This window comes from Caulobacter sp. AVps16, assembly GCF_058681455.1.
Genome location: NZ_CM178739.1, coordinates 1703220 through 1728025, shown reverse-complemented (window position 1 = coordinate 1728025; position 24806 = coordinate 1703220). Strand labels below are relative to the sequence as shown.

At 66.4% G+C, this 24806-nt stretch carries 19 protein-coding genes; 5 read left to right on the top strand and 14 right to left on the bottom strand.

Going from position 1 to position 24806, the window contains the following annotated elements; translation table 11 throughout:
• The first annotated feature begins 9 nt into the window (after positions 1-9).
• Positions 10-2421, top strand: a complete 2412-nt coding sequence (locus ACW17U_RS08385; protein WP_492055515.1) for an MASE1 domain-containing protein — start codon at positions 10-12, stop codon at positions 2419-2421.
• A gap of 12 nt (positions 2422-2433) precedes the next feature.
• Here ACW17U_RS08385 and ACW17U_RS08380 read toward each other — a convergent pair whose 3' ends face one another.
• Positions 2434-4305, bottom strand: coding sequence for an ABC-F family ATP-binding cassette domain-containing protein (locus tag ACW17U_RS08380; RefSeq protein WP_492055514.1), 1872 nt, complete (start codon positions 4303-4305; stop codon positions 2434-2436).
• Between the two features lie 96 nt (positions 4306-4401).
• Here ACW17U_RS08380 and ndk point away from each other — a divergent pair, with 96 nt between their 5' ends.
• On the top strand, positions 4402-4821 hold the full coding sequence (gene ndk / locus ACW17U_RS08375; protein ID WP_062146266.1) for a nucleoside-diphosphate kinase: 420 nt from the start codon (positions 4402-4404) through the stop codon (positions 4819-4821).
• Positions 4822-4878: 57 nt separating this feature from the next.
• Here ndk and ACW17U_RS08370 read toward each other — a convergent pair whose 3' ends face one another.
• Positions 4879-5514 (bottom strand): DedA family protein, encoded by a 636-nt coding sequence (locus ACW17U_RS08370; protein WP_492055513.1) that lies wholly within the window; start codon positions 5512-5514, stop codon positions 4879-4881.
• Positions 5515-5669: 155 nt separating this feature from the next.
• Between ACW17U_RS08370 and ACW17U_RS08365 the strand changes: the two genes are divergently transcribed.
• Complete coding sequence (locus tag ACW17U_RS08365) at positions 5670-6314, top strand: YoaK family protein (protein WP_492055512.1); 645 nt, start codon at positions 5670-5672, stop codon at positions 6312-6314.
• Here the strand turns inward: ACW17U_RS08365 and purN are convergent.
• Together purN and purM are read right to left on the bottom strand one after the other, a co-directional pair.
• Positions 6306-6890, bottom strand: coding sequence for a phosphoribosylglycinamide formyltransferase (gene purN, locus ACW17U_RS08360; RefSeq protein ID WP_492055511.1), 585 nt, complete (start codon positions 6888-6890; stop codon positions 6306-6308). The genes ACW17U_RS08365 and purN overlap by 9 nt on opposite strands.
• 44 nt (positions 6891-6934) lie before the next feature.
• The gene (gene purM / locus ACW17U_RS08355; RefSeq protein ID WP_062146275.1) at positions 6935-7960 is read right to left on the bottom strand and encodes a phosphoribosylformylglycinamidine cyclo-ligase; all 1026 of its coding nucleotides are present in this window, start codon (positions 7958-7960) and stop codon (positions 6935-6937) included.
• A 114-nt stretch (positions 7961-8074) separates the two neighbouring features.
• Here purM and rnd point away from each other — a divergent pair, with 114 nt between their 5' ends.
• Positions 8075-9253, top strand: coding sequence for a ribonuclease D (rnd, locus tag ACW17U_RS08350; RefSeq protein WP_492055510.1), 1179 nt, complete (start codon positions 8075-8077; stop codon positions 9251-9253).
• Positions 9254-9639: 386 nt separating this feature from the next.
• Here rnd and ACW17U_RS08345 read toward each other — a convergent pair whose 3' ends face one another.
• The 6 genes from ACW17U_RS08345 to ACW17U_RS08320 form a co-directional block, all read right to left on the bottom strand.
• Entirely contained in the window at positions 9640-9897 is a 258-nt protein-coding gene (locus tag ACW17U_RS08345; protein ID WP_166504191.1) for a hypothetical protein, read from the bottom strand.
• Between the two features lie 152 nt (positions 9898-10049).
• Positions 10050-11540 carry a Ppx/GppA phosphatase family protein gene (locus tag ACW17U_RS08340; RefSeq protein ID WP_062146283.1) on the bottom strand — a complete coding sequence of 497 codons (1491 nt, stop codon included), beginning with the start codon at positions 11538-11540 and terminating at the stop codon, positions 10050-10052.
• A 64-nt stretch (positions 11541-11604) separates the two neighbouring features.
• Positions 11605-11997, bottom strand: coding sequence for a hypothetical protein (locus tag ACW17U_RS08335; RefSeq protein WP_492055509.1), 393 nt, complete (start codon positions 11995-11997; stop codon positions 11605-11607).
• A gap of 11 nt (positions 11998-12008) precedes the next feature.
• Positions 12009-14237, bottom strand: coding sequence for an RNA degradosome polyphosphate kinase (locus ACW17U_RS08330; protein WP_492055508.1), 2229 nt, complete (start codon positions 14235-14237; stop codon positions 12009-12011).
• Between the two features lie 221 nt (positions 14238-14458).
• Positions 14459-15154 carry a DnaA regulatory inactivator HdaA gene (gene hdaA, locus ACW17U_RS08325; RefSeq protein ID WP_492055507.1) on the bottom strand — a complete coding sequence of 232 codons (696 nt, stop codon included), beginning with the start codon at positions 15152-15154 and terminating at the stop codon, positions 14459-14461.
• A 119-nt stretch (positions 15155-15273) separates the two neighbouring features.
• Complete coding sequence (locus ACW17U_RS08320) at positions 15274-15612, bottom strand: hypothetical protein (protein WP_492055506.1); 339 nt, start codon at positions 15610-15612, stop codon at positions 15274-15276.
• 200 nt (positions 15613-15812) lie between these two features.
• Between ACW17U_RS08320 and ACW17U_RS08315 the strand changes: the two genes are divergently transcribed.
• Positions 15813-16553 carry an EcsC family protein gene (locus tag ACW17U_RS08315; protein ID WP_492055505.1) on the top strand — a complete coding sequence of 247 codons (741 nt, stop codon included), beginning with the start codon at positions 15813-15815 and terminating at the stop codon, positions 16551-16553.
• A 731-nt stretch (positions 16554-17284) separates the two neighbouring features.
• Here the strand turns inward: ACW17U_RS08315 and parE are convergent.
• From parE to ACW17U_RS08295, 4 genes are all read right to left on the bottom strand, one after another.
• Positions 17285-19360, bottom strand: a complete 2076-nt coding sequence (gene parE / locus ACW17U_RS08310) for a DNA topoisomerase IV subunit B (RefSeq protein WP_492055504.1) — start codon at positions 19358-19360, stop codon at positions 17285-17287.
• A 135-nt stretch (positions 19361-19495) separates the two neighbouring features.
• Positions 19496-20848, bottom strand: coding sequence for an amidohydrolase family protein (locus ACW17U_RS08305; RefSeq protein WP_492055503.1), 1353 nt, complete (start codon positions 20846-20848; stop codon positions 19496-19498).
• Complete coding sequence (locus ACW17U_RS08300) at positions 20848-22317, bottom strand: amidohydrolase (protein ID WP_492055502.1); 1470 nt, start codon at positions 22315-22317, stop codon at positions 20848-20850. Before ACW17U_RS08300 ends, ACW17U_RS08305 begins: the two co-directional genes overlap by 1 nt.
• Before the next feature lie 192 nt (positions 22318-22509).
• On the bottom strand, positions 22510-24690 hold the full coding sequence (locus ACW17U_RS08295) for a TonB-dependent receptor (protein WP_062146302.1): 2181 nt from the start codon (positions 24688-24690) through the stop codon (positions 22510-22512).
• Between the last annotated feature and the right edge of the window lie 116 nt (positions 24691-24806).

Here is a 24806-nt window from a genome sequence, read left to right as displayed (position 1 = left end):
GCGCAGGAGATGGGGCGCACCGCGCTGGCCTCGCTGATTGCGGGGCTGGGATTTGCCCTGCTCGCCTATGTCGGTGTCGAGGTGCCCCGCGCCTACGGGCAGGTGACGCCGATCTGGCTGTCCAACGGCTTCGTCCTCGCCTGCCTACTCGCGGTCAATACGTCGCGCTGGCCCTGGATGCTGGCTGCGGCCCTGGCCGGGGCGCTGTTGGCAGGGGCCCATGCCGGCGACTCCCTGCTGGTCAATCTTGTACTAGCCCCGAGCAACATTGTTCAGATCTGGCTTTGCGCCTGGTCTACCCGCCGATTTTTGGGACGGGACATAGACCTGGGTCTGCCCAGGCATATGATCGGCTTTGTCGGCCTGGCCGGTTTTGCTGTGCCCCTGGTGACCGGGGTTATTGCCTCGCTCCTGCATACGGTGACCCGGGGTGGCGAGATCTGGACCAATATGGCCATCTGGGTTCTGGGCGACATTCTGGGCGTTTTGACCGTGACGCCGTGTATTCTGGTGCTGGTCCGGGCCAGGGCCAATCTCGCCGAGCGCAGTGTGACCCGCGAGGGGCTGGTGGCCCTTGCGGCCCTACTTCTGGTCACTACGGTTGTCTTCGCCCAGAGTCGTTATCCCTTACTGTTCGTGGTTCCGCCGGTGATGCTGCTGGTGGCTTCGCGGCTGGAAATTCTGGGGGGCGTTATCGGGGCGGCCATGGTCGCCATGATCGCTGTCGTCTTCACCATGGCCGGCCTCGGCCCCATCCATCTGATCCACGGCTCGACCTCTGAACAGTCGATCATCCTCCAGGCCTTTCTGGCCGTGTCGATCTTCGTAAGCCTGCCGGTAGCCGCCTATCAGCGACAAAGGCGCGATATCCTCGATCGCATGGCCCAGGCCAGCGAAGCCGTCGCCCGCAGTGAAGCGCGCTATCGGCTGCTGACCGAGAATGCCCTCGATGTGATCGTCCACAGCGACCTTGCCGGTCGGGTGACCTATATGTCGCCCTCCGTCGTCGCCGTGCTCGGTTATACGGCCGAAGAATTGACCGGCGGGCGTCCGATCGAGCTCGTTCACCCAGACTATGTGAAGGCCGTGGTCTCTATCAGCCAGGCGCGGGTTGAAGGCCGAAGCGAAGGCTATCCCGACCGCATTGAGTATCTGGCCTTTCGCAAGGATGGCACGCCCATCTGGCTGGAATCACGACCGACACTGGCCCTGGATCCCGTCAGCGGCAAGAAGATCGGCCTGACCGACGTGGTCCGTGACATCACCGCGCGCAAGGCCCTGGAGCAGGAGCTGCGCGAAGCCCGCGCCACCGCCGAGGCCGCCGCGGCCGCCAAGGGCGAGTTCCTGGCCAATATGAGCCATGAGCTGCGCACGCCCCTGACGGCCGTGATCGGCTTTGCCAATCTCGTCGACGAGCAGCCGAACCTGGCGAGCGAAACGCGCCGTCATGTCAGCCGGATCGTCGATGGCGGCCGGTCGCTTCTGGCGACCATCAATGACATCCTGGACTTTTCCAAGCTTGAGGCCGGCCAGATGGAGATCCGGCCGCGTTCAGTGGCTGTGGCGGAACTGGCGCGCGAGGCTCTGGATATCTTCAGCCTGCAGGCGTCCGACAAGGGTCTGGCCCTGACCAGCGAGGGGTTTGAGGCCCTGCCGGACCAGCTTTGGCTTGATCCCGAGCGCCTGCGGCAGGTCCTGCTCAACCTGATCGGCAATGCCATCAAGTTCACCGAGGCCGGTGGGGTGACCCTGAGTCTCGGCTATGCAGCGGACACCGAAAGGCTTTCGGTGGCGGTCAGGGATACTGGCCAGGGCATCGCCGAGACAGACATGAAGCTGCTGTTCATGCGCTTCTCCCAGGTCGACGCCTCGATCCGTCGCCAGCATGGTGGCACTGGCCTTGGGCTGGCGATCTCCAAGGGGCTGGTGGAAGCCATGGGCGGTCAGATCGGCGTTGAAAGCCGGCTGGGGGAAGGCTCCTGTTTCCGGTTCGACCTCAGCGCGCCCGTACCGATTGACGGCCTGTCGGAGGGTGAGGAGCCTGTCCTGACTCTGCCTCCGGCCTGCCGGGTGCTGGTGGTCGATGACAATGCGACCAATCGCGAACTGGTCCGGACGATCCTGGAGGCCTTCGGGGCCAAGGTCAGCGAGGCGGCAGACGGCGAAGAGGGTGTCAGCGCCGCCGAAGGCGAGACCTTTGACGTCATCCTGATGGATCTGCGCATGCCTCGCCTCGACGGCGTCCAGGCGGCGGAAAGGATCCGCAGCGGGGCGGGGCCCAGCGCCCATTGCCCGATCATCGCCTTCTCGGCCGATGTCAGCTCGGGCCCGCCCGGAGTGCCGTTTGACGGTTCGGTATCCAAGCCGATGACGGTCGCGTCCCTGGTCGGTGCAATCTCGGCGGCCATGGTGGCGGCCTAGATGCGCTGAGGCTCAGGCTTCGGCCTCGGCCAGTTCCTCGGCCAGGGTCATCCAGGTCGCCTCTGCTTCGTCGAGCTTTGACTTGGCCGTTTCACGACGCTTGGTCAGTTCGGCCAGCTTGGTGGGGTTCTTGTAGAGCTGGGGGTCGGCGAGCTGGGCGTCGAATTCGGCGACCTGGCGGGTCGTGCGGGTGACGACCTGCTCGGCGGCCTCGATCTTGCGCTTCAGGGGCTCGATGGCGACGGTCTTGCGTGGCGGGGCGGCGGGAACGTCCGGCTTGGCCGGATCCCGGGCGACCTGGGTCGGCTTGACCGCCTGCTTGGCGCGATCCAGCACGAACCTGGCATAGTCGTCCATGTCGCCGTCGAACGGCTTGACCGTGCCGTCGGCGGCCAGCCACAGGCGGTCGGCGACCAGTTCCATCAGCGAGCGGTCGTGGGTGATCAGGATGACCGCGCCTTCATAGTCATTGAGCGCGTCCAGCAGGGCCCGGCGGCTGTCGATGTCCAGGTGGTTGGTCGGCTCGTCGAGGATCAGCATGTGGGGCGCATCCATCGCCACCATGTTGAGCAGTAGACGGGCCCGCTCGCCGCCGGACAGGTTGGCGACCGTGGTCTCCTGTTTGTCGAAGCCCAGGCCGAACTGGGCCAGCTTCGAGCGCCGCGAGGATTCCGAGGCGTCCGGCATGGCCCGGCGGATGATTTCCAGCGGGGTGTCGTCCGGATCCATGGCCTCGATCTGGTGCTGGTGGAACCAGCCGACCTTCATCTTTCGGTCGCGGTGGAACTCGCCGGACTGCACGCCGAGGGCCCCGGCGATCATCTTGGCGAAGGTCGACTTGCCCGCGCCATTGACGCCCAGCAGGCCGATCCGGTCGTCCAGGTCCATGCGCAGGTTGAGGTTCTTGAGGATCGACCGGCCTTGCTCATAGCCCACATTGGCCCGCTCCAGCCGGATGAGCGGTGGCGGCAGGGGGCGGGGGGGCGAGGGCAGGGTGAAGGGCGCGACGCGCTCCTCGATCGTGGTCGCGACGGGCTCCATCTTGGCCAGCCGCTTCATTCGCGACTGGGCCTGGGCCGCCTTCGAGGCCTTGGCCTTGAAGCGGTCGACGAAGGACTGCAGGTGGGCGCGCTCGGCATCCTGCTTGGCCTTGGCCGAGAGCTGCAGGCGGGCCTTCTCGGCCCGGCGCTTTTCGAAATCGTCGTAGCCGCCAGTGTAGAGCTCCAGCTTGCCGCCGGCGAGGTGCAGCATGTGGGTACAGCTGTTGTTGAGCAGTTCGCGGTCGTGGCTGACGATCAGGGCGGTGTGCGGGTACTTCTGGAGCCGGGCTTCCAGCCACAGGGCGCCTTCGAGGTCGAGATAGTTGGTCGGTTCGTCGAGCAGCAGCATGTCCGGCTCGGCGAACAGGGCGGCGGCCAGGGCGACGCGCATCCGCCAGCCCCCCGAGAACTCGGCCATCGGCCTCTGCAGGTCATCCTGGGAGAAGCCCAGGCCCGACAGGATTTCCGAAGCCTTGGCCGGTGCCGCATCGGAGTCGATCTCGATCAGGCGGGCCCAGATCTCGCCCATTTCCTCGGGCGGGGCGTCCTCCAGCCGGGTCAGAAGGCTGTGACGTTCTTCGTCGGCCTCAAGCACCGTGGCCAGGAGTGAGACCGGCGTGGCGGGGTGCTCCTGGTCGACCGAACCGATGCGCGCCGTTTTGGGCAGGCTGATCTCGTCGTCGCTGGCGGCAAGCTGGCCCAGGATGAGCTTGAACAGGGTGGACTTGCCCACGCCGTTGCGGCCGATCAGACCCACCTTCGCCCCCGGCGGCAGGCTGACGCTGGCATGGTCGAAAAACTTCCGTCCCCAGGCGTTGAAGGTCAGGTCTTTGATCTGAAGCATTTGTAAGGACGACTACGCGGCGGGTTGGCGGGGAGGAAGCGCCCGGCTATAAGCCCGCAACCTCCCAATTCACAACTTTATGTGTGAGATATCTTCGTGACCGAACGCACCTTCTCGATCCTCAAGCCGGACGCCACGCGTCGCAACCTGACCGGCGCCATCAATGCGGTGATCGAGGCCGCCGGCCTGCGCATCGTCGCCCAGCGCCGCGTGCATCTCACCGATGCCCAAGCCAAGAAGTTCTACGAAGTGCACGCCGAGCGTCCGTTCTACGGCGAACTGGTCGGCCAGATGACCGCCGAGCCGGTCGTGGTTCAGGTTCTGCAAGGCGACAACGCCGTCGCGCGCTATCGCGAAGTCATGGGCGCCACCAACCCGGCCAATGCCGACGAGGGCACCATCCGCAAGCAGTTTGCCCTGTCGATCGGCGAAAACTCGGTCCACGGTTCGGACAGCCTGGAGAACGCCGCGATCGAGATCGCCCAGTTCTTCACGGAAGACCAGATCGTCGGCTAAGGCTTTCCAGCCCTTGCACACCGATCAGGCCGGGGCGAAAGCTCCGGCCTTTTTCGTTCAGGCGGGGCGCAAGCCGCGTCCGGCAACGGGAAACAGGCGCTTCCAGCCCAGATATGCCAGGAGCCCCAACAGCAGAAGGCCGGTCCCGAGGGCGACGCCGGCGACAGGGTCTGTCGTCAGCAGGTGCAGGTTTCGGGCGGCCATGTAGCCCGGGGCCAGCATGGCAATGACCCAGAGCGGGGCGGTCAGGACGCTGGCGGCCTGGAAGGCCCAGGGCCGAGAGCGGGTCATGCCCGCCACGATCGGAATGAACGGGCGAACCGGGCCCATGAAGCGTGCCAGGGCGATGGCAATGATCCCATGCCGCCGCGAAACCAGCTTGGCGCGGGCCAGCAGCCGTCGGTGACCGGCCAGCAGGCCGTTGGCGAGCCGCCGGGCTCCAAGACCCCGGCCGAGCAGATAGGACAGGCCGTCACCGATGATCGCCCCGGCGCTGCACCAAAGGATCGCTTCGACCGGATGCAGAACACCCTGGGCCACCAGGGCACCAGCCATGACCATGACAGCAACGATGGGGATCAGCAGTCCGACCAGCAGGAGGGCCTCCAGCAGGGTCAGGACGAACAGGGCCAGCCCCGCCCAGAGGCTGTTCTGGGCGATCGTCTCGGTCAGTTGGGGCAGGAGCGATTCCATGACCGCCATTCTGACCCCGAATAGTGACAACTCCCTGACCCTGGATGGTTACCAATTCGAAGCGCGACATTCGGTCTCGCCGGGTCCGCCCCATTTGCGTCACAGATCGGGTGCGGCTGGGCCCAGGCGGGATAGCCTGTTCACGGAGGCTCACCTTGAAGGACTATGCCGGGCGTGACGTAGCCCTTGCGGCGGCTCTTTCCGGCGTGGCCGGCTATGTCGACGCCATCGGTTTCCTGAAGCTGGGCGGCTTCTTTGTGTCGTTCATGAGTGGCAACTCGACGCGACTGGGTGTGGGCCTGGCCACCGGCCATGTCGCGGCGGCCCTGACGGCCCTGGGTCTGATCGGCCTCTTTGTGGCCGGGGTGGTGCTGGGCGCGCTTGTCGCCCGAAGGGTAGGCGAAGACCGACGGTCCGCGGTCATGGCTCTGGTGGCCGGTCTGCTGGTCAGCGCTGCGATCTTGATCATGATGGGGCTGGACGGCCCGGGCGTTGCGGCGATGGTCCTGGCCATGGGGGCCGAGAACGCGGTCTTCCAGCGCAATGGCGATGTCGGCGTCGGCCTGACCTATATGACCGGGGCCCTGGTCAAAGCCGGCCAAAGGATCGCTGCGGCGCTGACTGGCGGTGACCGCTGGGCCTGGGTCCCGTTCTGCCTGCTCTGGACCGGCCTGACCCTCGGCGGAGCCCTCGGTGCGGCGGCCTATCTGAAGTTTGGCGTCATGGCCCTGTGGGGTGCGGCCCTGGTTGTCACGGCCTTGGCGGTGGCCCGCTATCGTTTCGAGAAGGCTTCAGCCTAGGCCCCGGCAGAAGCTGGCCAGGGTCTGGGGATAGAGCCTGTGCTCCTGCTCCAGGACCCGCAGGGCCAGGGCGTGTTCGTCATCGCCGGGCAGGATGGGCACGCGGGCCTGGCCCAGGATGGGCCCCTCATCGACCCCGGCCGTGACCAGGTGGACGGTACAACCGGCCTCGGCCTCGCCAGCGGCCAGCGCCCGGGCATGGGTGTCCAGGCCCGGATAGGCGGGCAGAAGGGAAGGGTGGATGTTCAGCATCCGTCCGGCCCAGGCATCGACCAGGAAGGGTGTCAGGATGCGCATATAGCCCGCCAGGGCGATGACCTGGATGCCCCGCGACCGCAGGGCGGTGTCTATGGCGCGTTCATGGGCCTCGCGGTCCTTGCCGAACGGCTTCTGGTCCACGCAAAGCGCCTCGATCCCGGCCGACTGGGCCGTGGCAAGACCGCCGGCCTTCGGCTTGTTGGCCAGGACCAGGCTGATCTCGAACGGGCAGTCCCCGGCCTGGGCCGATCGGACGAGGGCCTCCATGTTGGAGCCCCGCCCGGAGATGAAAACAGCCACCTTGGTCTTCGAGGCCATCAGGTCCACCCCATCCATCTCCCGCAAGGGGAGAGGGCCCAAACCTAGCCCGCGACCAGCTGGCCGCAGATGAAGGCGTCCTCGCCGGCATTGAGCAGGGCGGCCAGCACGGGTTCGGCATCGCTGGACGCCACCACCAGAATGAAGCCGACGCCACAGTTGAAGGTTCGGCGCAGTTCGTGATCCGAGATGCCCCCGACCTCCTGCAGCCAGGCGAACACGGGGGGCAGGGGCCAGGCGTTCCAGTCAAACTCGGGAACCAGGCCCTGGGCGATACAGCGTGGCGGGTTTTCGATCAGGCCGCCGCCCGTGATGTGGGCCCCGCCCTTGACGCGGCCTGACTGCAGCAGGGGCAGGATCGACTTCACATAGATCCGGGTCGGGGCCATCAGGGCCTCGGCCAGGGTCTTGCCGTCTTCGAAGGGAGCCGGGGCGTCCCAGGTCAGACCCGAGCGCTCAACCACCCGACGGACCAGCGAATAGCCGTTGGAATGGGGACCGGAAGAGCCCACGCCGATGATGATGTCGCCGGCCCTCTGCTTGTCGAGCTTGGGCAGGACACCGTCGCGCTCGACGGCACCGACCGAGAAGCCGGCCAGGTCATATTCACCGTCGCTGTACATGCCCGGCATTTCGGCGGTTTCGCCGCCGACCAGGGCCGCGCCGGCCAGCTTGCAGCCTTCGGCAATGCCCGCGACCACGCTGGTGGCGGTGGCCAGGTCCAGCTTGCCGGTCGCGAAATAGTCCAGGAACAGCAGGGGTTCGGCCCCCTGGGCCAGCAGGTCGTTGACGCACATGGCCACCAGATCGATGCCGACCGAGCCATGCATCTTGGCGTCGATGGCGATCCGCAGCTTGGTACCGACGCCATCCGTGGTGGAAACCAGCAGGGGATCGTCGTAGCCGGCGGCCTTCAGGTCGAACAAGGCACCGAAACCGCCCAGGCCGCCATCGGCACCGGGGCGGCGCGTGGCCTTGGCCAGGGGTTTGATCGCTTCAACCAGGGCGTTGCCGGCATCAATATCAACGCCCGCCTGGGCGTAGGTGAGGCCGCTCTGCTGATCGCTCATTCGCTTGCTCTGGTCTAGTTGAGGACGCCAACGCGCCTTCAATTCGCGGAAATCTGCGCCCCGGGGCTGCTTGACGCTTGCAGACTCGGGGGTGCGCGAGGCTATTAGCAGCCGATGAAGCCGATAACCACTACCGCCGCGCTGGCGGCGTTTTGTAATGAGTTGCAGGGTCAGCCCTTTGTCGCCGTGGACACCGAGTTCATGCGTGAGACGACCTACTGGCCCAAGCTCTGCCTGATCCAGGTTGGCGCCCCCAATGTCGAGGCCGTAATCGATCCGCTGGCGGAGGGTATCGACCTGACGCCCCTGCTGGATCTGATGCGCGACGAGCGTGTGCTCAAGGTGTTCCACGCCGCCCGTCAGGACGTCGAGATCTTCAACAATCTGGGGGCCATGCCCCGACCACTGTTCGACACCCAGGTGGCCGGCATGGCCGCCGGGTTTGGCGAGCAGATCGCCTATGACGCCCTGGTCCGCCAGATGCTGAAGATCGAGCTCGACAAGTCCAGCCGCTTTACCGACTGGGCGCGGCGTCCCCTGTCTGAGGCCCAGCTGACCTATGCCCTGGCCGATGTCACCCATCTGGCCTCGCTGTATCCGATGCTGCGACAGCGTCTGGAGGACGCGGGACGGCTGGCCTGGGTCGAGGAAGAGATGCAGGCCCTGTGTGATCCGGCCTTCTACGATGTCGATCCGGAAAAGGCCTGGCGCCGACTGCGGCCGCGCAAGACGGCGCAGAAATATCTGGCAGTCTTCAAGGCGGTCGCCGCCTGGCGCGAACGCACCGCCCAGCAACGGGACCAGCCGCGGGGCCGCATCCTGAAGGATGAGGCCATCGACGAGCTGGCCACCCAGGCACCGACCACGCTGGACGGGCTCAACACCTTGCGTGGCGTGCCCAAGGGCTTCGGCGGCAGCAAGTTTGGCCCGGACCTGCTGGCGGCCATCAAGGCGGCCCTGGCAGATCCTGAAGGCTATGCGCCCGTTCTGGAAAAGGCCGGTCCCGCGCACCCGCCGTCGGCAGGGGCCGTGGTCGAGCTGCTGAAGGTCTTGCTCAAGGCCCGGGCCGAGGAAGCCGGCGTCGCGTCGAAACTGATCGCGACCGTTTCGGACCTGGAAAAGATCGCCGCCGACGACAATGCCAGTACCCCCGCCCTGGCGGGCTGGCGCCGCGACGCCTTCGGGGCTGACGCCCTGAAGATCAAACGTGGTGAGCTGGCCTTGGTGCTGGATGGTGCCCGGGTGCGGGTCGTGGAAGTTCGACGGGCCCCCAAGGCGGACTCTGAAGCCTGAGGCGTGCGTCCGCCGGGCGTTCAAGCCATAGCGAGTAAAGTTTAGGCTGCGGGCAGTTTAGTGACCCTGCTGCGCCATGGGCGGCCTGCTATCGGCCTTGCTGACCAAGGACCTAGCCTGGCCATGCCCTGATCTGTCTTTTGGAGAAGCCTGGCGGCGGAAAGCCGTCCGGGCGAAGGGGCGTGCTTCATGCTTGCCCTGGCAGGATCAGAGGGCTCTGCTCCAGCCTCTGCTGTTCTCGCCGACCTGCTGGCGGTGGCGTCCCGGGAGAACTGGCCCAAGATCCAGTTTGGGCCCTTCCAATGATCGACAATGTTCGCGCCAGGCCGGGGCGGGCGTCGGACCCCCTGGCCTTGCGGTGCGCGAGGCCAGGGAGGCAAAGACTGTTAGTGGGGCAGGACCGCGCCGCCGGCAGCGAGACCCAGGGCGACCAGGACGCTGACATGGAAGACGATGGCGATCGCGACGGTGCGTCGGACCGACCAGGTCGACTCCTGGGCAAAGACCCGGCCGATTTCATGCTGGAGACTGTGCGCAGCACTTTCCACCGGCGCATCATTATCATTGGCGAGGCGTAGATCAGGACGCTTGCGCGGGTTGGGCGCGATAGCGTCAAGGTAGTCCACTTTACGCTGCAGCATCACTGGCCTCCTTATGTCGTTACAGACACGCTAGCGAAGTGAAGCTAACAAATTATGCTCAAACGACAGCAGTTTGACTGCGTCATTCGGCCTCGTTTGCATTATGGGTAGATTTAGACTGCATTAAGCACGTCTAACACTCAGCAACATCTTGTTTAGGATGTTGAGATCTTCAACTTCAGGCCCAGCAGATGGGCGACCGTGCCGGCACGCTTGCTGGTCTGTTCCCCCAGCAGCAAGTCGGCATAGCCGGGCTCTGCGGTGAGGGTCAGCTGGGTCCTGTCGATCATCAGCCGTGAGCGGGCGAGCAGGGGCGCGCTGCGTCCCGAGAGGTCGCAGCCGAGGCGGATGGCCGCGCCAAGGGCCCGGGCCCGCTTCAGCCGCAGGGGGCTCAGCAGGCGATGCAGCACCTCGATCTCGGGCGGGTCGAAGGCGGTGGAGTGACGGGCATAGGCGGCAGTGGCCAGAAAGGCCCGCTCGGCGTGATCCTGGCCGGCGATCGGCGCGCGCAGCACCTGCTCGAAGACCAGGTCGGCGCGATGGTCGGGATGCAGCCGGGCGCCGAGATCGGCCAGGCGGCAGGCGGCCGACATCAGCACCTCGTCCCGCCCGCCCTCGAACAGCGGCGGCAGGCTGGTAAAGGCCGGGGCCAGCCAGGCATTGAGGCCCTGGCCCAGTTCGTCAGCGACGCCCTGTCGGGCGCCGAGCGAGGCGCAGCCCTCGATCAGCGGGTCCAGACCCCGGGTGCGCGGCGGCATGGCCTCGAACAGCAGTCCTTCGCGGACGCCAAAGGCCGAGATCTCGATCCGCTTGAGCGCCAGGCTATCGATCAGGCTCTCGAGCACCACCGCAGCATAGGGCAGGGTTTCCGAGCGCTTCTTGCTCATGCCCTCGATCCGCTCGAGCGAGGCCCTGGACTGGTGCGAGACCAGCCGGGCGGCATCGAGAGCCTCGCTGGCGCTCATTTCATACTGGTGCACCACATGCAGCGGGTAGCCTGACAGCCGCATGTGCAGCAGGGCCAGGTTGCGCCAGGCTCCGCCGACCGCATGGAAGGTGTCGGTGCGGAAAGCGCTGGCCACGGGCGCCAGGCGCTGGGCGCACAGCCGTCGCACGCGCTCGCCGTCGAAGCCCTCCGACAGGCCCAGGCTGAACGGGCCCAGGGGCAGGGTGACGCCGAGGCCCGCGCCGGTGGTTTCCAGTCGGACGAGCTCGAGGCTGGCTCCGCCGAGGTCGCCGACGACCCCGGTGGCCGAGGGCGCGCCGGCCAGGACGCCCAGGGCGGCGTAATGGGCCTCTTCCTCGCCCGACAGCACCCGGACGCTCAGGCCGGTCTCGGCCTTGACCCTTGCGACGAAGTCAGGCCCGTCGCTGGCCTCGCGGGCTGCGGCGGTGGCGACCACGAAGATCTCGGCCGGGGCCACGGCCTCCAGCACGGCGCGGAAACGCTTCAGGGCCGCCAGGGACTGCTGCACGCCCTCGGGCGACAGGCGGCCATGGTCGCCGAGGTCCCGGCCCAGGCCCGCCAGCACCTTCTCGTTGAACACGGTCCAGATGGCGCGGCCTTCCAGCCGGTACACCACGAGGCGCACCGAGTTGGATCCGATATCGATCACAGCCGCGTCGCGCGGCGCCGGGAAAGGCATGGGCGTGGTTTAGCCTATTCGGCCGCAGGAGAAAGCGGGGCCGGAAGAAAATCGCTGCAACAGGTCAGGACGCGCCATTAATCCGGCAGGCCAGCAAGCGCCAGCGGGTTTCGGTCCTTACGTAGAAGCAGGTGCCGAAGGTTTTCTGCGCCCCGTCGGCCCGCAACCCACCCTTGGTGGCTGCGTGATTCCCGTCGAGCAGCAGCATCTCGACCGTCGGGGCGTGGGTCGGACAGCGGCCCCAGGAGCGGATCTGGCCCAGACGCAGTCCCGGACCATAGATCTTGCCCTTGGCCTGCAACTGCCGGTCCACAGGGGCGAGGGCGCCGCCGTCGCCGATCCGGTCAAGGCCGGGCACGCCGGGCGCGGCCAGGATGGCGCAGATCTCGGCCTGTTCCGCGGGCGCAGGGCCGCAGCCGGCCAGGCCCAGGACTGCCAGAGCGGCGAGGCGCTTCAAGGCCCGCGGCCCTAGCCGCGCCTTGGTCCCACATGGTCAAAGGCCATGGGCAGATCCTTCACCTTGTGGCCGCGCCCCGACAGGCTGGGATTGGTCATGAAATAGTCGTGGGCCGAGAAGGCTCCCTTCCTGTCCCAGGCCGGATTACGGACATAGTCGCCGTCGCTCTTGAGGTTCCAGCTCTGGGCCTCGTCCTTGAGATTGGCGACCATGATCTGGCTGAGCACCTGCTGGTGCACGGTCGGGTTCTCGACCGGCACGAGGGTCTCGACCCGGCGGTCGAGGTTGCGGGGCATCCAGTCGGCCGAGCTGATGAACAGGCGGGTTTGCGGGCCGGGCAGGGTGGCCCCATTGGCAAAGGCGACGATGCGGGCATGTTCCAGGAACCGCCCGACGATGCTCTTGACCCGGATGTTTTCCGACAGGCCCTTCACGCCCGGACGCAGGCAGCAGATGCCGCGCACCACCAGATCGATCGAGACCCCGGCCTGGCTGGCGGCATAGAGGGCATCGATGATCTGCGGATCGACCACCGAGTTCATCTTGGCCCAGATGCCTGCGGGCTTGCCGGCCCGGGCGTTCTCGGCCTCGCGGGCGATCATCCTCAGCAGATCCGGCTTCAGGGTCTCGGGCGAGAAGCTCAGCTTCTCCAGGCCCGAGGGCTGGGCATAGCCGGTGATGAAGTTGAACAGCTTGCCGCCGTCCCGGCCCAGGGCCTGATCACAGGTGAACAGCGACAGGTCGGTATAAACCTTGGCCGTCTGGGGGTGATAGTTGCCGGTCCCGAAGTGGCAATAGGTCCGCAGGGCATCGCCCTCGCGCCGCACCACCACCGACAGCTTGGCGTGGGTCTTCCAGTCGACGAAGCCGAACACCACGTGGACGCCCGCGCGCTCCAGGTCGCGGGCCCATTTGAGATTGTTCTCCTCGTCGAAGCGGGCCTTGATCTCGACGAGGGCCGTGACGTTCTTGCCGTTGTCGGCCGCCTCGATCAGGGCCGCCACGATCGGGCTGTCCTTGGAGGTGCGGTAAAGGGTCTGCTTGATCGCCAGCACATTGGGATCGCGGGCCGCCTGGCGCAGGAACTGCACCACCACATCGAAGCTCTCGAAGGGGTGGTGGACCAGGATGTCCTTCTCGCGGATCGCTGCGAAACAGTCGCCGCCATGGTCGCGCACCCGCTCGGGGAAGCGCGCATTATAGGGCTTGAACTTCAGGTCGGGACGGTCAGGCGGGATCAGCTCGCTCATCTGGGCCAGGCCCAGCTTGCCCTCCACCAGCACCACATCCTCGGCCTCGGCCCGCAGGCCCTCGATGATGAACTCGCGCAGGTCCTCCGGCATGGTGGTCTGCATCTTGACCCGCACCACCTGACCCAGCCTGCGCTTCTTCAGCCGCGCCTCGAACTCGCGCACCAGGTCTTCGGCCTCTTCCTCGATCTCGAGGTCGCTGTCGCGGATCAGGCGGAACAGGCCCAGGCCCTCGACCTCATAGCCGGGGAACAGGTGATCCAGGAACAGGATGATGAAGCTTTCCAGGGCGACGATCTTGCGCTGGCGCTTCTTGCCGCGGGTCATCACGCTGGACAGTTCCCAGAACCGCTGCACCTGGCTGGGCACCGGCACCAGGGCATAGAGGTGCTTGTCGTCGGCGATCCGGCGCAGCTTCAGCGCCAGGCAGAAGCCGAGATTGGGGATGAACGGAAACGGATGGGCCGGGTCGATGGCCAGGGGCGTCAGCACCGGGAACATCCGGGTCAGGAACAGCTCCTCGGCCCGGACCCAGTCCTCGCCGACAATGTCCTTGGCATCCAGCAGCTTCAGGCCCTCGGCCCACAGCTCGGCCCGGATCTCGCGCCAGATCTTCTGCTGCTCGGCCATCAGGTCGCTGGTCGAGGCATTGATCTTGGCCAGCTGTTCGCCGGGCGTCAGGCCGTCCTGGCTGATCACCCGCACGCCCTCGCGGACCTGACCCTTCAGGCCGGCGACGCGGACCATGTAGAACTCGTCGAGGTTGTTGGCCGAGATCGACAGGAACCTCAGGCGCTCCAGCAGCGGATGGCGCGGATTGGCGCTCTCTTCCAGCACCCGCTCATTGAAGGCCAGCCACGAGGTCTCGCGATTGATGAACCGCTCCGGCGAGGCCATCAGTGCCATGTCGAGGCGGCAGGTGACGTCGTGCGGCCCGGCTGGAGCGGCGGTTTCGTTGGCGGCGGTCGGCAGGGCGGCGGCGTCAGTCATGCGGGCAACCATAGGCGAACTGTGTTCGCACATGGTGAACGCGGCAGGTGACAGGGGCAAGACAGCGGGGGCGTGCCCACAAACCAGGCACGTCATCCCGGACAGGCCCGGCGAAGGCCGGGCGCAGATCCGGGACCGCCGGGAGCGCAGGGCTCAGGCGTCGGTCCCGGATCTTCACGCTGCGCGTTCGTCCGGGATGACAGCCCTATTGGAGTGCCCCCTCAGTCCTCCGCCTCATCCGCGTCAAAGGCCAGGACCTGACCGGCCAGCAACCGGCTGATGGCCCGGCCCTCGGCCGAGGCGGCCTCGTCCAGCAGGTCGACGGCGGCTATGGCCTCCAGGGACGAGCGGGGGATGCGGCGCAGCAGATAGGGATAGACCTCCTCGGCCGGGGTCATGGCCCGGGCCGCAAAGGCCCGGCGCAGCACGGCCTCCAGCACGATGTCGTCGGGCTCGTCGATGCGGGCGACGCTGGTGGCATTGAGCCGCGAGCGCAGGTCCGGCACCGCGCAGTCCCAGGCCACTGGCGCCAGTCGGCCGGTGAGGAGCAGCGTGCCGCCGTCGACCCCGGCCATGTTGATCAGGTGAAACAGGGCCTCGTCATCGAGGTGCCCGCCCTCGGCCCGGCGGTCGGCATCATCGACCAGCACGGCCCGGCCGCGCAGGGCCGAAAGGTCGACCGGCTCCGACAGGGGATTGGCGGCCTCGATCACCAAGGCATCGGCCTTCAGGGCCCAGTCGCGCGCCAGATGGGTCTTGCCGGCCCCGGCCTCGCCGATCAGGGCCAACCGTCCCTCGACCCAGCCGGGCCAGGTGTCCAGGGCCGCCAGAGCCAGTGCGTTGGTCGGCGACACGGCAAAGTGCTCCCGTGCAAACGATGGCGGGCTGTGCAGCGGCAGTCTGAACTGACGGGACAAACGCGAGGGGTCCGGCGTGGTTACGGGATGGTTTGGTATAGGCCGGGTGGGGCGTCAGGGCGAGTGGGGCGGGGAGGGAAGGTGGGGATGGAGTGGGGCGGGGTGTGGATGGGGGACCATCAGAGTCCCCACCGCACCGCCAACAACCCAAACCCCAGCAAGATCACCGGCCCGAACACCGCAAAGGTCCAGCGGGTGATCCGCTCCGGCAGGAAGGTGTCGTAAGCCCCGTCCCTGGTCGCGCCGTACTTCACGGCGATGGCGGTCAGGGGGCATTTGAGGCCGAAGGCGGCGAAGACCGCGCTCTCGACGGCGACCAGAGCGACCGCCACCCACAGCCACGGGCCGTGCGCGCCGGTGATCCCGGCATAGAGGACGACGAGGCTGGCGCCGGCCATCACGACATAGATCACCGTGTGCAGGGCGCGGACCAGGGTCAGGCTTTGGGCGTCGGTCATGGGGGTATTCTACGCTTCCAAATACTCCCGTCATTCCCGCCCTTGTGGCGGGAACCCCTCGCGCCGCTGCAGGTGCAGAAGGGGCGAAGTGCGCGCGCACTTCGCTTGCGCCTCACGTGCAAGCTGAAACAGGGGTTCCCGCCACAAGGGCGGGAATGACTGGGGTATGGGGAGTGGTGTGGGGGCCCTATATCTCACCCATGCAACACCCACCCCCCGACCTCGCCGCCTGGCGCGCCCAGATGACCAAGCCCGCCGGCCCGCTCGGCGGCCTTGCGCGCAAGGCCCAGGTGAGGATCAACCAGATCATCCCCGAAAAGGTCCATGCCACCATCACCACGGCCATGGAGGGCCTGACGCGGGGCATATTGACCGGGGCCGACTTCGCCACCGGCTCGCCGCAGCACGGCCTGAGCCTGGACGAAAAGCGCGCCAAGGCCGCCGCGGCCATCGACGGCTGGAAGAAGACCGCCAGTGTCGAGGGCGGGATCACCGGAGCCGGGGGCTTTCTGGCGGCGGCGGCGGATTTTCCGCTGCTGATGAGCTTCAAGATCAAGCTGCTGTTCGAGATCGCCGCCATTTTCGGCCATGACGGCACTGACCTCGATGAGCGGCTCTACATCCTGCACATCTTCGAGCTGGCCTTTTCCGACGCCGGGCACCGGGCCCGGGTGCTGGCCTCCATGGACGATTGGAACGCCCGGCGCGGGGAGCGTCCCGCCAGCCTCGAGGCCTTCGACTGGCGGGCCTTCCAGCAGCAGTATCGCGACCATATCGACCTGGCCAAGCTGGCCCAGCTGCTGCCCGTGGTCGGCGCTCCGGTCGGGGCCATCGTCAACTGGCGGCTGGTCGAGCACCTGGGCGTGACGGCGGTGATGGCCTACCGGATGCGGGAGGAGGGGGCCGCGCTCCCCCGGCCAACGCCGCTGGCCCCCTCCTGACCGCTACGCGGTCGTCCTCCCCCCTGCGGGGGGAAGATGAAACACGCGAACCCATCTTCCCCCTCCGGGGGAAGACGATCGCGAAGCGATCCGTAGGGGGCAAGTGCGGGGATAGAGACCAATCAATCCCCGGGGCTTTCAGGGAAAAGCTCAACCCGATCAACGCCCTGCAAAAACAACCATCGCGCCAATCCGACGCGCCCAAACCTGCCGTATTCTTGACCCACCTCGTCGCAAGGAAAGGGCGCAGGGCCAGCGACCATTGCGGCGGCGGGGGGTGATCGAGCGGGGCTGGGCTTCAGGGGGATACTGAAGCGTGTCCGGGGATCTGGTTGCTGGCCAGACCCGCCCGCCGTCGGCGTGGTTGAAGGCAAAAGGGCGTGTCTGGCTGTAAGCCCGTCCTCTTCGACCGCCGGAACGCGCTGGAAACGGCGGGATCCGGGTCCCGGTAAGGCCTCAACAGGGCCACCTGGCGGGAGGCTGGCGGATAACGGTCGCGCGGAGCGCTCGGCTTCGTCGAAACGGTATTTTCTATCTCTCATCCGGACGTGGTCCGGACGCTCCGCGACCCTTTCCAGAACCTCAGCGAGGGATCGCGTGGGGGCGTGGAGCTGTAGCTGCTCCCCCTCTGGGGGAGCTGTCGCGGAGCGACTGAGGGGGCTAATGTGGCCTTCGCCCAGATGGCCCCCTCCGGCCCCTCGGGCCACCTCCCCCGGAGGGGAGGATCAGGATCAGACGTCCAGATCCGCCGCGGCGAACTCGGCGTTTTCCTGGATGAAGCGGAAGCGCAGTTCCGGCTTGCGGCCCATCAGGGTCTCGACCAGGGACTCCACCGCCTCTTCCGAGCGCGGCAGGGTCACCCGCGCCAGGGTGCGGACGGCCGGGTCCATGGTGGTTTCCTTGAGCTGGGCGGCCATCATCTCGCCCAGGCCCTTGAAGCGGCCGATCTCGGGCTTCTTGCCCTTGAACTGCGTGGCCAGCAGCTCGTCCTTGTGGGCGTCGTCGCGGGCATAGGCGCTCTTGCCGCCATGGCTGATGCGATAGAGGGGCGGAAGGGCCAGGAACAGGTGCCCGCCGCGGATCAGCTCGGGCATGGTGCGGTAGAAGAAGGTGATCAGCAGGGAGGCGATGTGGGCGCCGTCGACATCGGCGTCGGTCATGATGATGATCCGCTCGTAGCGCAGATCTTCCTCGCGATACTTGTTGCCGCCCTGGGCCCCCAGGGCCAGCATCAGGTCTGACAGCTCCTTGTTGGCGCTCATCTTCTCGCCGGTGGCCGAGGCGACATTGAGGATCTTGCCGCGCAGGGGCAGGATGGCCTGGGTCTTGCGGTTGCGGGCCTGTTTGGCCGAGCCGCCGGCGCTGTCGCCTTCGACGATGAACAGTTCGGCCCCGTCGACCGCGCCGCCGGCGCAGTCGGCCAGCTTGCCCGGCAGGCGCAGCTTGCGGGTGGCGCTGGCGCGCTGGACCTCCTTGTCCTTGCGGCGCTTGAGGCGTTCCTCGGCCCGTTCGACCACGAAGTCGAGCAGGGCCTGGGCGCTCTTGGGCGAGGCGGTCAGCCAGTGGTCGAACGGGTCGCGCAGGGCGGCCTCGACGAAGCGCTGGGCCTCGGAGGAGGACAGCTTTTCCTTGGTCTGGCCCTGGAATTCCGGATTGCGGATGAACACGGAAATCAGGGCCCCGGCCTGGGCGATGACGTCGTCGGCGGTGATGATCGCCGCCCGCTTCTCGCCCTTCAGCTCGGCATAGGCCTTGAGGCCCCGGGTCAGGGCGGCGCGCAGGCCGCTCTCATGGGTGCCACCCTCGGGGGTGGGAACGGTGTTGCAGTAGGACTGCATGAAGCCGTCATGCTCGCCGAAGCCGCGTGGCGTCCAGGCGATGGCCCATTCGACGGCCCCGGCCTCGCCCTGGCGCTCGATGCGGCCGGCAAAGCTTTCGGGGGTGACAGTTTCCAGGCCCTTGGTGCGCTCGGCCAGGAAGTCGGCCAGGCCATTGGGGAAGTGGAAGACGGCCTCGGCCGGGGTCTGATCCTGGATGCGCTCGGCCGCGCAGGACCATTTGATCTGTACGCCACGGAACAGATAGGCCTTGGAGCGGGCCATGCGGTACAGACGCGCCGGCTTGAAATTGGTTCCCTCGCCGAAGATCTCGTCATCGGGCTTGAAGCGGACCATGGTGCCGCGCTTCTTGCTGGGGCCGATCTTCTCGACCGGACCCAGGGGCTTGCCGCGCGAGAAGACCTGCAGGTGCTCGAAACCGTCGCGCCAGACGGTGACCTCGACCAGCTCCGACAGGGCGTTGACGACGCTGGCGCCGACGCCGTGCAGGCCGCCGGAGGTTTCATAGGCCTTGCCGCTGAACTTACCGCCGGCGTGCAGGACGGTCATGATGACCTCCAGCGCCGACTTGCCCGGGTGCTTGGGGTGGGGGTCGACCGGCATGCCCCGGCCGTCGTCCTTGACCGACAGGAAGCCGTCGGCGTCGAGCTTGACCTCGATGGTCTTGGCGAAGCCGGCCACGGCCTCGTCCATCGAGTTGTCCAGCACCTCGGCGAACAGGTGGTGCAGGGCCCGCTCGTCGGTGCCGCCGATGTACATGCCCGGTCGCTTGCGGACCGGCTCCAGCCCCTCCAGCACCTCGATGTCGCTGGCGGTGTAGCCGCCCGATGTCGCTGCAGCCGGGGCAGGCGGCGGCGGGGCAGGGGCGCGCGGAGCCGGCGTCGGCGCAGGCTGGGCAGCCTTGGCCGGCGGCTGGGGCTCGTCGCCGAACAGCGAGAACAGGGAGTTGGAATCGTCAGAAGAGGACATTACGGGAACATGCGTCGATTCGGGCGGAAGCTCCGTATGGGCTTCCCATCGCCCCCTGAAAAGAGGCGTGTCGTCGCGGGCCGGAAAATCCCGGGGAAACCGGGCCCTGCCGTTGTGGCAGGGCCCGGTCGCCGGCTAGCGGTAGGCGATCGGCAGGCCGTTATCGGGGGCCGCATAGCGGTCGCGCAGCTGGGTCTGGCGGCTGTCCTTCGGCTGCTCGACCCCGCCGATGAACACCTTCTCGGGCCAGGTGGTGGTCTCCAGCGGATCACCGGTCCACAGCACGACATCGGCGACCTTGCCGACCTCGAGCGAGCCGATGCGATCGGCCTGGCCCCAGAGCCTGGCCGGGTTGAGCGTGATCGCCGCCAGGGCCTCGGCATAGGGCAGGCCGTTGGCGACAGCGAGACCGGCGTTCAGGCGCTCCTGGCGCAGGTTGGCCAGGTCGCGGGAGCCATTGATCGACACCTTGACCCCGGCCGCCTGCAGCCGGGCGGCATTGTCCAGCCGCGAGCCGATCGTCTCGAAGCTTTCGGGCAGGTCAGCCTGGGGATCGACGATCACCGGAACGCCGGCCTTGGCGATCTCGGCAGCGACGACCCAGCCCTCTTCGACACCTTCCAGGATGATCCGGACCTTTTCCTCGGCCGCCAGCTTCAGGGCCAGACGGATGTCCGATGCCCGGTGGACACTGATCAGCAGGGGCGTCTTGCCCTGCACGACCGGCACCAGGGCCTGAAGGTCGAGGCGCGAAAGGCCGTAGTCCCGGGTCGCGCCCTGCTCGAAGGCCGCCCGATTGCGGGCAAAGGCGCGGGCGTCCTCGAGGGCCGACTTGATCAGGACGATCGAGGCTCCGCGCGATCCGCCGGCGGCCCGTGCCCCGGACTCGCCCAGCGACACGGTCACGGCAAGTCTGGAGCCCTCGACGAGATCGGAGTCACCCGCCTGAAGCCGAACAAAGGCTGCCTGGCCGCCGAACAGGGGCGGATCGCCAGAGCCACCGGCACCGGCGGTCATTTCTTCGACCACGCCGTCGTCCGCATGGTCATGAGCCCCACCGCCGGCGCCCGACAGCACTGGCGTCACGGCCGAGGCCGTGATCCCGCCGTCGCGGGCGAGGCCGATCTTCGGCGAGGCCGGATTGACGCTGTAGGAAATGTCGAAGGCGGCCGAGAGCGCGGAGCCCGTGCCGTCATCGCGGGTCTCGCGGACGCCGCTGATCTCCGAGGCCGTCAGGTTGGAAGACGGCGCGATCAGGCCGGGGGTGACCACGCCACCCTTGGCGTCGATCACCGTCGCCCCGGCCGGGGCCGTGACCTGGGGCCCCAGGGCGGCGATCTTGCCGTCCTTCAGGACGATGGTCCCCGAAGGGATGGCCGGGCCGCTGACCGGCTCGATCCGGGCATTGGTGATGGCAATGGTCTGGGCGACTGCGGGTGCCGCGAGAGCCGCGCAGGCCACGCCTGCGAGAAGGATGGACCGGATCATCAGTTGAACGCTCCCTGGCCGGTTTGGCCAAGTTCGAAGTCGGACTTGGGCTGGTACTTCGGATCATGACGATCATAGGTCAGGGCACCGTCGATGTAGACCTGCTCGGCCTGGGCATAGACGCTGAACGGGTCGCGATTCCAGATCACCAGGTCGGCAGCCTTGCCCGGGGCGATCGAGCCGGTCTTGTCGCCAATGCCCATGGCCTTGGCCGGATTGGCAGTGATCCACTTGATCGCTTCGGCCCGGCTGATGCCATAGCCCAGCTTGTTGCCGGCGGTCATGGCGATGGCGGCCTCCTGGTTGAGGCGCTGGGTCATGATCGGATCATCAGAGTGGATGACGACACAGGCACCGGCCTTCCAGAGGAGGGCCGCATTGGCGTCGATGCCGTCCAGGCTCTCCATCTTGAAGCCCGTCCACGAGGCCCAGGTGGCCGAACAGATGTCCTCCTTGGCCAGCAGGGCACCGACCTTGTAGGACTCGATGGCGTGGTGGAACATCGTGATCTTGTAGCCAAATTCGCGGGCAATATCGATCATCACGGCCATTTCATCGCCGCGATAGCAGTGGTTCTGCACCAGGATTTCGCCCTTGAGGACACCGCTCAGGGTCTCGAGCTGAAGGTCACGTTTCGGCGCATCGGCCTTCTCGCCCTTCTGCACCTTGGCGCGATAGTCGTCCCATTTGCGGGTATAGTCCGCAGCGTCGATCCAGGCTTTGCGGAAACCGAAGACATTGCCCATCGCTGTCGACGGTGTGCGACCCTTGCCGCCATAGACGCGCTTGGGATTCTCGCCGCAGGCCATTTTCAGCCCGTAGGGTGCGCCAGGAAACTTCATGCCCTGCATGGTGGTCGACGGCACGTTCTTGAGAGTCACCGATCGGCCGCCGAACAGATTGGCCGAGCCGGGCAGGATCAGAAGGGTCGTGACCCCGCCAGCGCGGGCCCGGTTAAAGCCGGGGTCCTGCGGCCAGACCGAATGCTCGGACCAGACCTGGGCCGTGTTGGGGTCGGTGGCCTCGTTGCCATCTGACCTGGCCTGGACACCGGGCGACGGATAGACGCCCAGGTGGCTGTGTGCATCGATGATGCCGGGCGTCAGCCATTTGCCCTTGGCCTGGATGACTGCAACATCAGCCGGGATGGGCGTGTCAGCTCCACCAACCGAGACGATCTTGCCACCGGAAACAAAGACGACGCCGCTCTCGATCTGATCGCCCGTCGCGGTCAGCACCGTGGCACCGACTATGGCCGTGGCCTTTGAGGGCAGGGGCGAATAGGTCGATGGGAAGCCTGACGAGGCTGCACCGTCGAGGCCCTTTGGCAAGGGCTTGATCTCGACCTTCTCCGCCGGTTTTGCGGCCGGTGTGCCAGGCTTGGCTCCGGCCCCACCCGTAGTCGCGCAGGCCGATAGACCTAGCGCAAGCAGACTTGCAGCCGCAGCCGCGCGACGCCATTCAAACATGAAAATCCCCGACTCCCGCAGAAGGGAGAAGCACAGACGAAAACACCGGTCCAGGCAAGGGACCTTGCTGTTTGAAACGTCCGTTCCCCCCAGATTACCACTATCTTCTGTCCGGCAGTCGGACGCTGACCTCAATGAAAAAGGGGCCGCAGATCGCTCTGCGGCCCCTCGATTTTCCGACTACGGGATCGGCTACATCTTCACGTTCAGCGAGACACCGATCACGCGGGGCTCGTTGACGAACGCGGTGTTGTTGTTGAAGTCGATCGCGCCCTTGAGGTTGTTCTCATCGGTGATGTTGCGGGCAAACACCGCCGCCTCCCAAGCACCGTCCAGCTTGGCATAGCCGAGCTTGAGGCCGCCTTCGAAGTCGCCCTTGCTGTAGAACTCCTTCGATTCATAGAGGAAGAAGTTCGTCAGACCCTGCACCTTCCAGTCGGTATAGGCGAAGAGCTCGCCATCAGCACCGAACGGGACAGCGTAACGGGCCGTCACGTCAAAGGTATATTCGGGTGCATTGGGGAAGGGGTTACCGTTGATCAGGGCCAAGCCGGTCGAGGTGCGCGGATCGGTTACCGTGCACTGAGCGCAGGTCGCCGTCGTCAACTTGGAGTCCTTGATCTCGGTTTTGGCGTAGGAATAGCCCGCCGTCACGACGAGATTGTCCGTGACGACGAACTCGGCGTCCAGTTCCACACCGTAGGCCTCAGCCTTGTTGGCGTTGATCAGGCGGTTGGAGTTCGAGCCGCCGCCGACTGCACTGAACTGAGGATTGTCGATCGTATAGGTGAACAGCGCGCCGTTCAGGCGAACGCGGCGATCGAGCAGTTCGCTCTTCAGGCCGACTTCGTAGGACAGGATGGTTTCGGACTGCGCGACTGAGGCGGGAGCGAAGAAAGCGATGTCGCGGCCCTGGATCGACGGACCACGGAAGCCCGAGGCCACCTTGCCGTAGACGCTGACATTGTCTGCGACTTCATAGAATGCGCTCAGATCCCAGCTGACTTTTTCGTCAGAGACCGAGACTGGGGCCACCTTGTTCGGACCGGACACAACGCGCATGTCCTTGTCGTCGCTGGTGTAGCGAAGGCCACCCGTCAGGGTCAGGGCTTCGGAGGCCTTGTAGGAGGCTTGGCCGAAGACGGCCCAGGAGGTGTTCTTCTGCTCAAGGGTCGTCACCGGCGCAAAGCCAGGGTCGGTGCGGATCTGGTAGCTGGTGTCGAAATAGAAGGCACCAACCTGCCAGCTCAGCGGTCCATCGGTATCGCTGGCCAGGCGCAGTTCCTGGGTGACCTGGTCAAGTTCCTTGATACCGTCGGTGCTTTCCGACGGGAAGGGAATGAAGCCCGGACCCTTCAGGTTGCCGCCGTCGATGTCGCCGCGGCTGGAGCCGTGGGTTTCTTCATAGGCGGTGATCGAGGTCAGGGTGACGTCGCCGAAGTCGTAACCGATGTTGGCCGAGGTGCCCCAGCCCTTGTACTTCTGCGGGTTGCCGGCCCCCGCGTCGAAATAGACCGTCTTGCGGTCATAGTTGGCATTGAGCTTGTTGGAGCCCTTGGTCAGGACGTTGGCGCGGAACGTGGCCGAGGTGCCGTCCAGGTCGCGGCCGTGAATGTTGAACAGGGCGCTCATTGCTTCGGTCGGCGTGAACAGGACCTGCAGACGCGCCGCCTTTTCGTCGAAACCGCCCAGGGCGTCATTCTTCTTGGTGAAGGCGTTATTGATGTAGTCGTCACGGTGCTGGACGAGCAGCGAGGCGCGCGCCGCGACCTTGCCGGGGACCAGAGCGCCACCAAAACCGCCGTCAAAGGTCAGGGTGTTGAAGCTGCCATAGGACAGGGCGGCGCGGGCCTTGGTTTCTTCGCTCGGCTTGACCGAGCTGAACTTGACGATGCCGGCCGTGGTGTTGCGACCAAAAAGCGTGCCTTGCGGACCGCGCAGGACTTCCACCTGATCAATGTCATAGATCGGCGAGCTTTTCAGGACGACGTTTTCCAGAACGACTTCGTCCTGGATGATCGAGACCGGCTGCGAGGCGGCCAGGTCAAAGTCGCTGTTGCCCAGGCCGCGGATATAGAAGCGCGGGGCCGCGCGGCCGTTCGAGGATTCGGCATAGAGGCCAGGAGCCTTGGCCGACAGCGCCAGGATGTCGTCACCGGCGGCAAAAGCCGATTGCAGCCGCTCGCCACCGAGAGCGGTCACCGAGACCGGGACATCCTGAAGGTTTTCGCTGCGCTTCTGGGCGGTCACGATGATGTCGCTGACGGTATCTTGCGCCATCGCGGCCGGTGCGGCTGCGATGGCTGCGCTGAGGGCGGCGAAACCGCAGGTGACGCGCAGAGCGCGGCGAAGGAGCTTATTGGAGCTTTGCATGGAGAGATCCTGTGCTGACCAAGCTTCGAGATGCCGATTCTAACGAGGGCGTTCGCGTCGCTTCCGTGGGAGATGCGATACGCTCAGTTCGCCTGATGGCGATATCGTCCATTGTC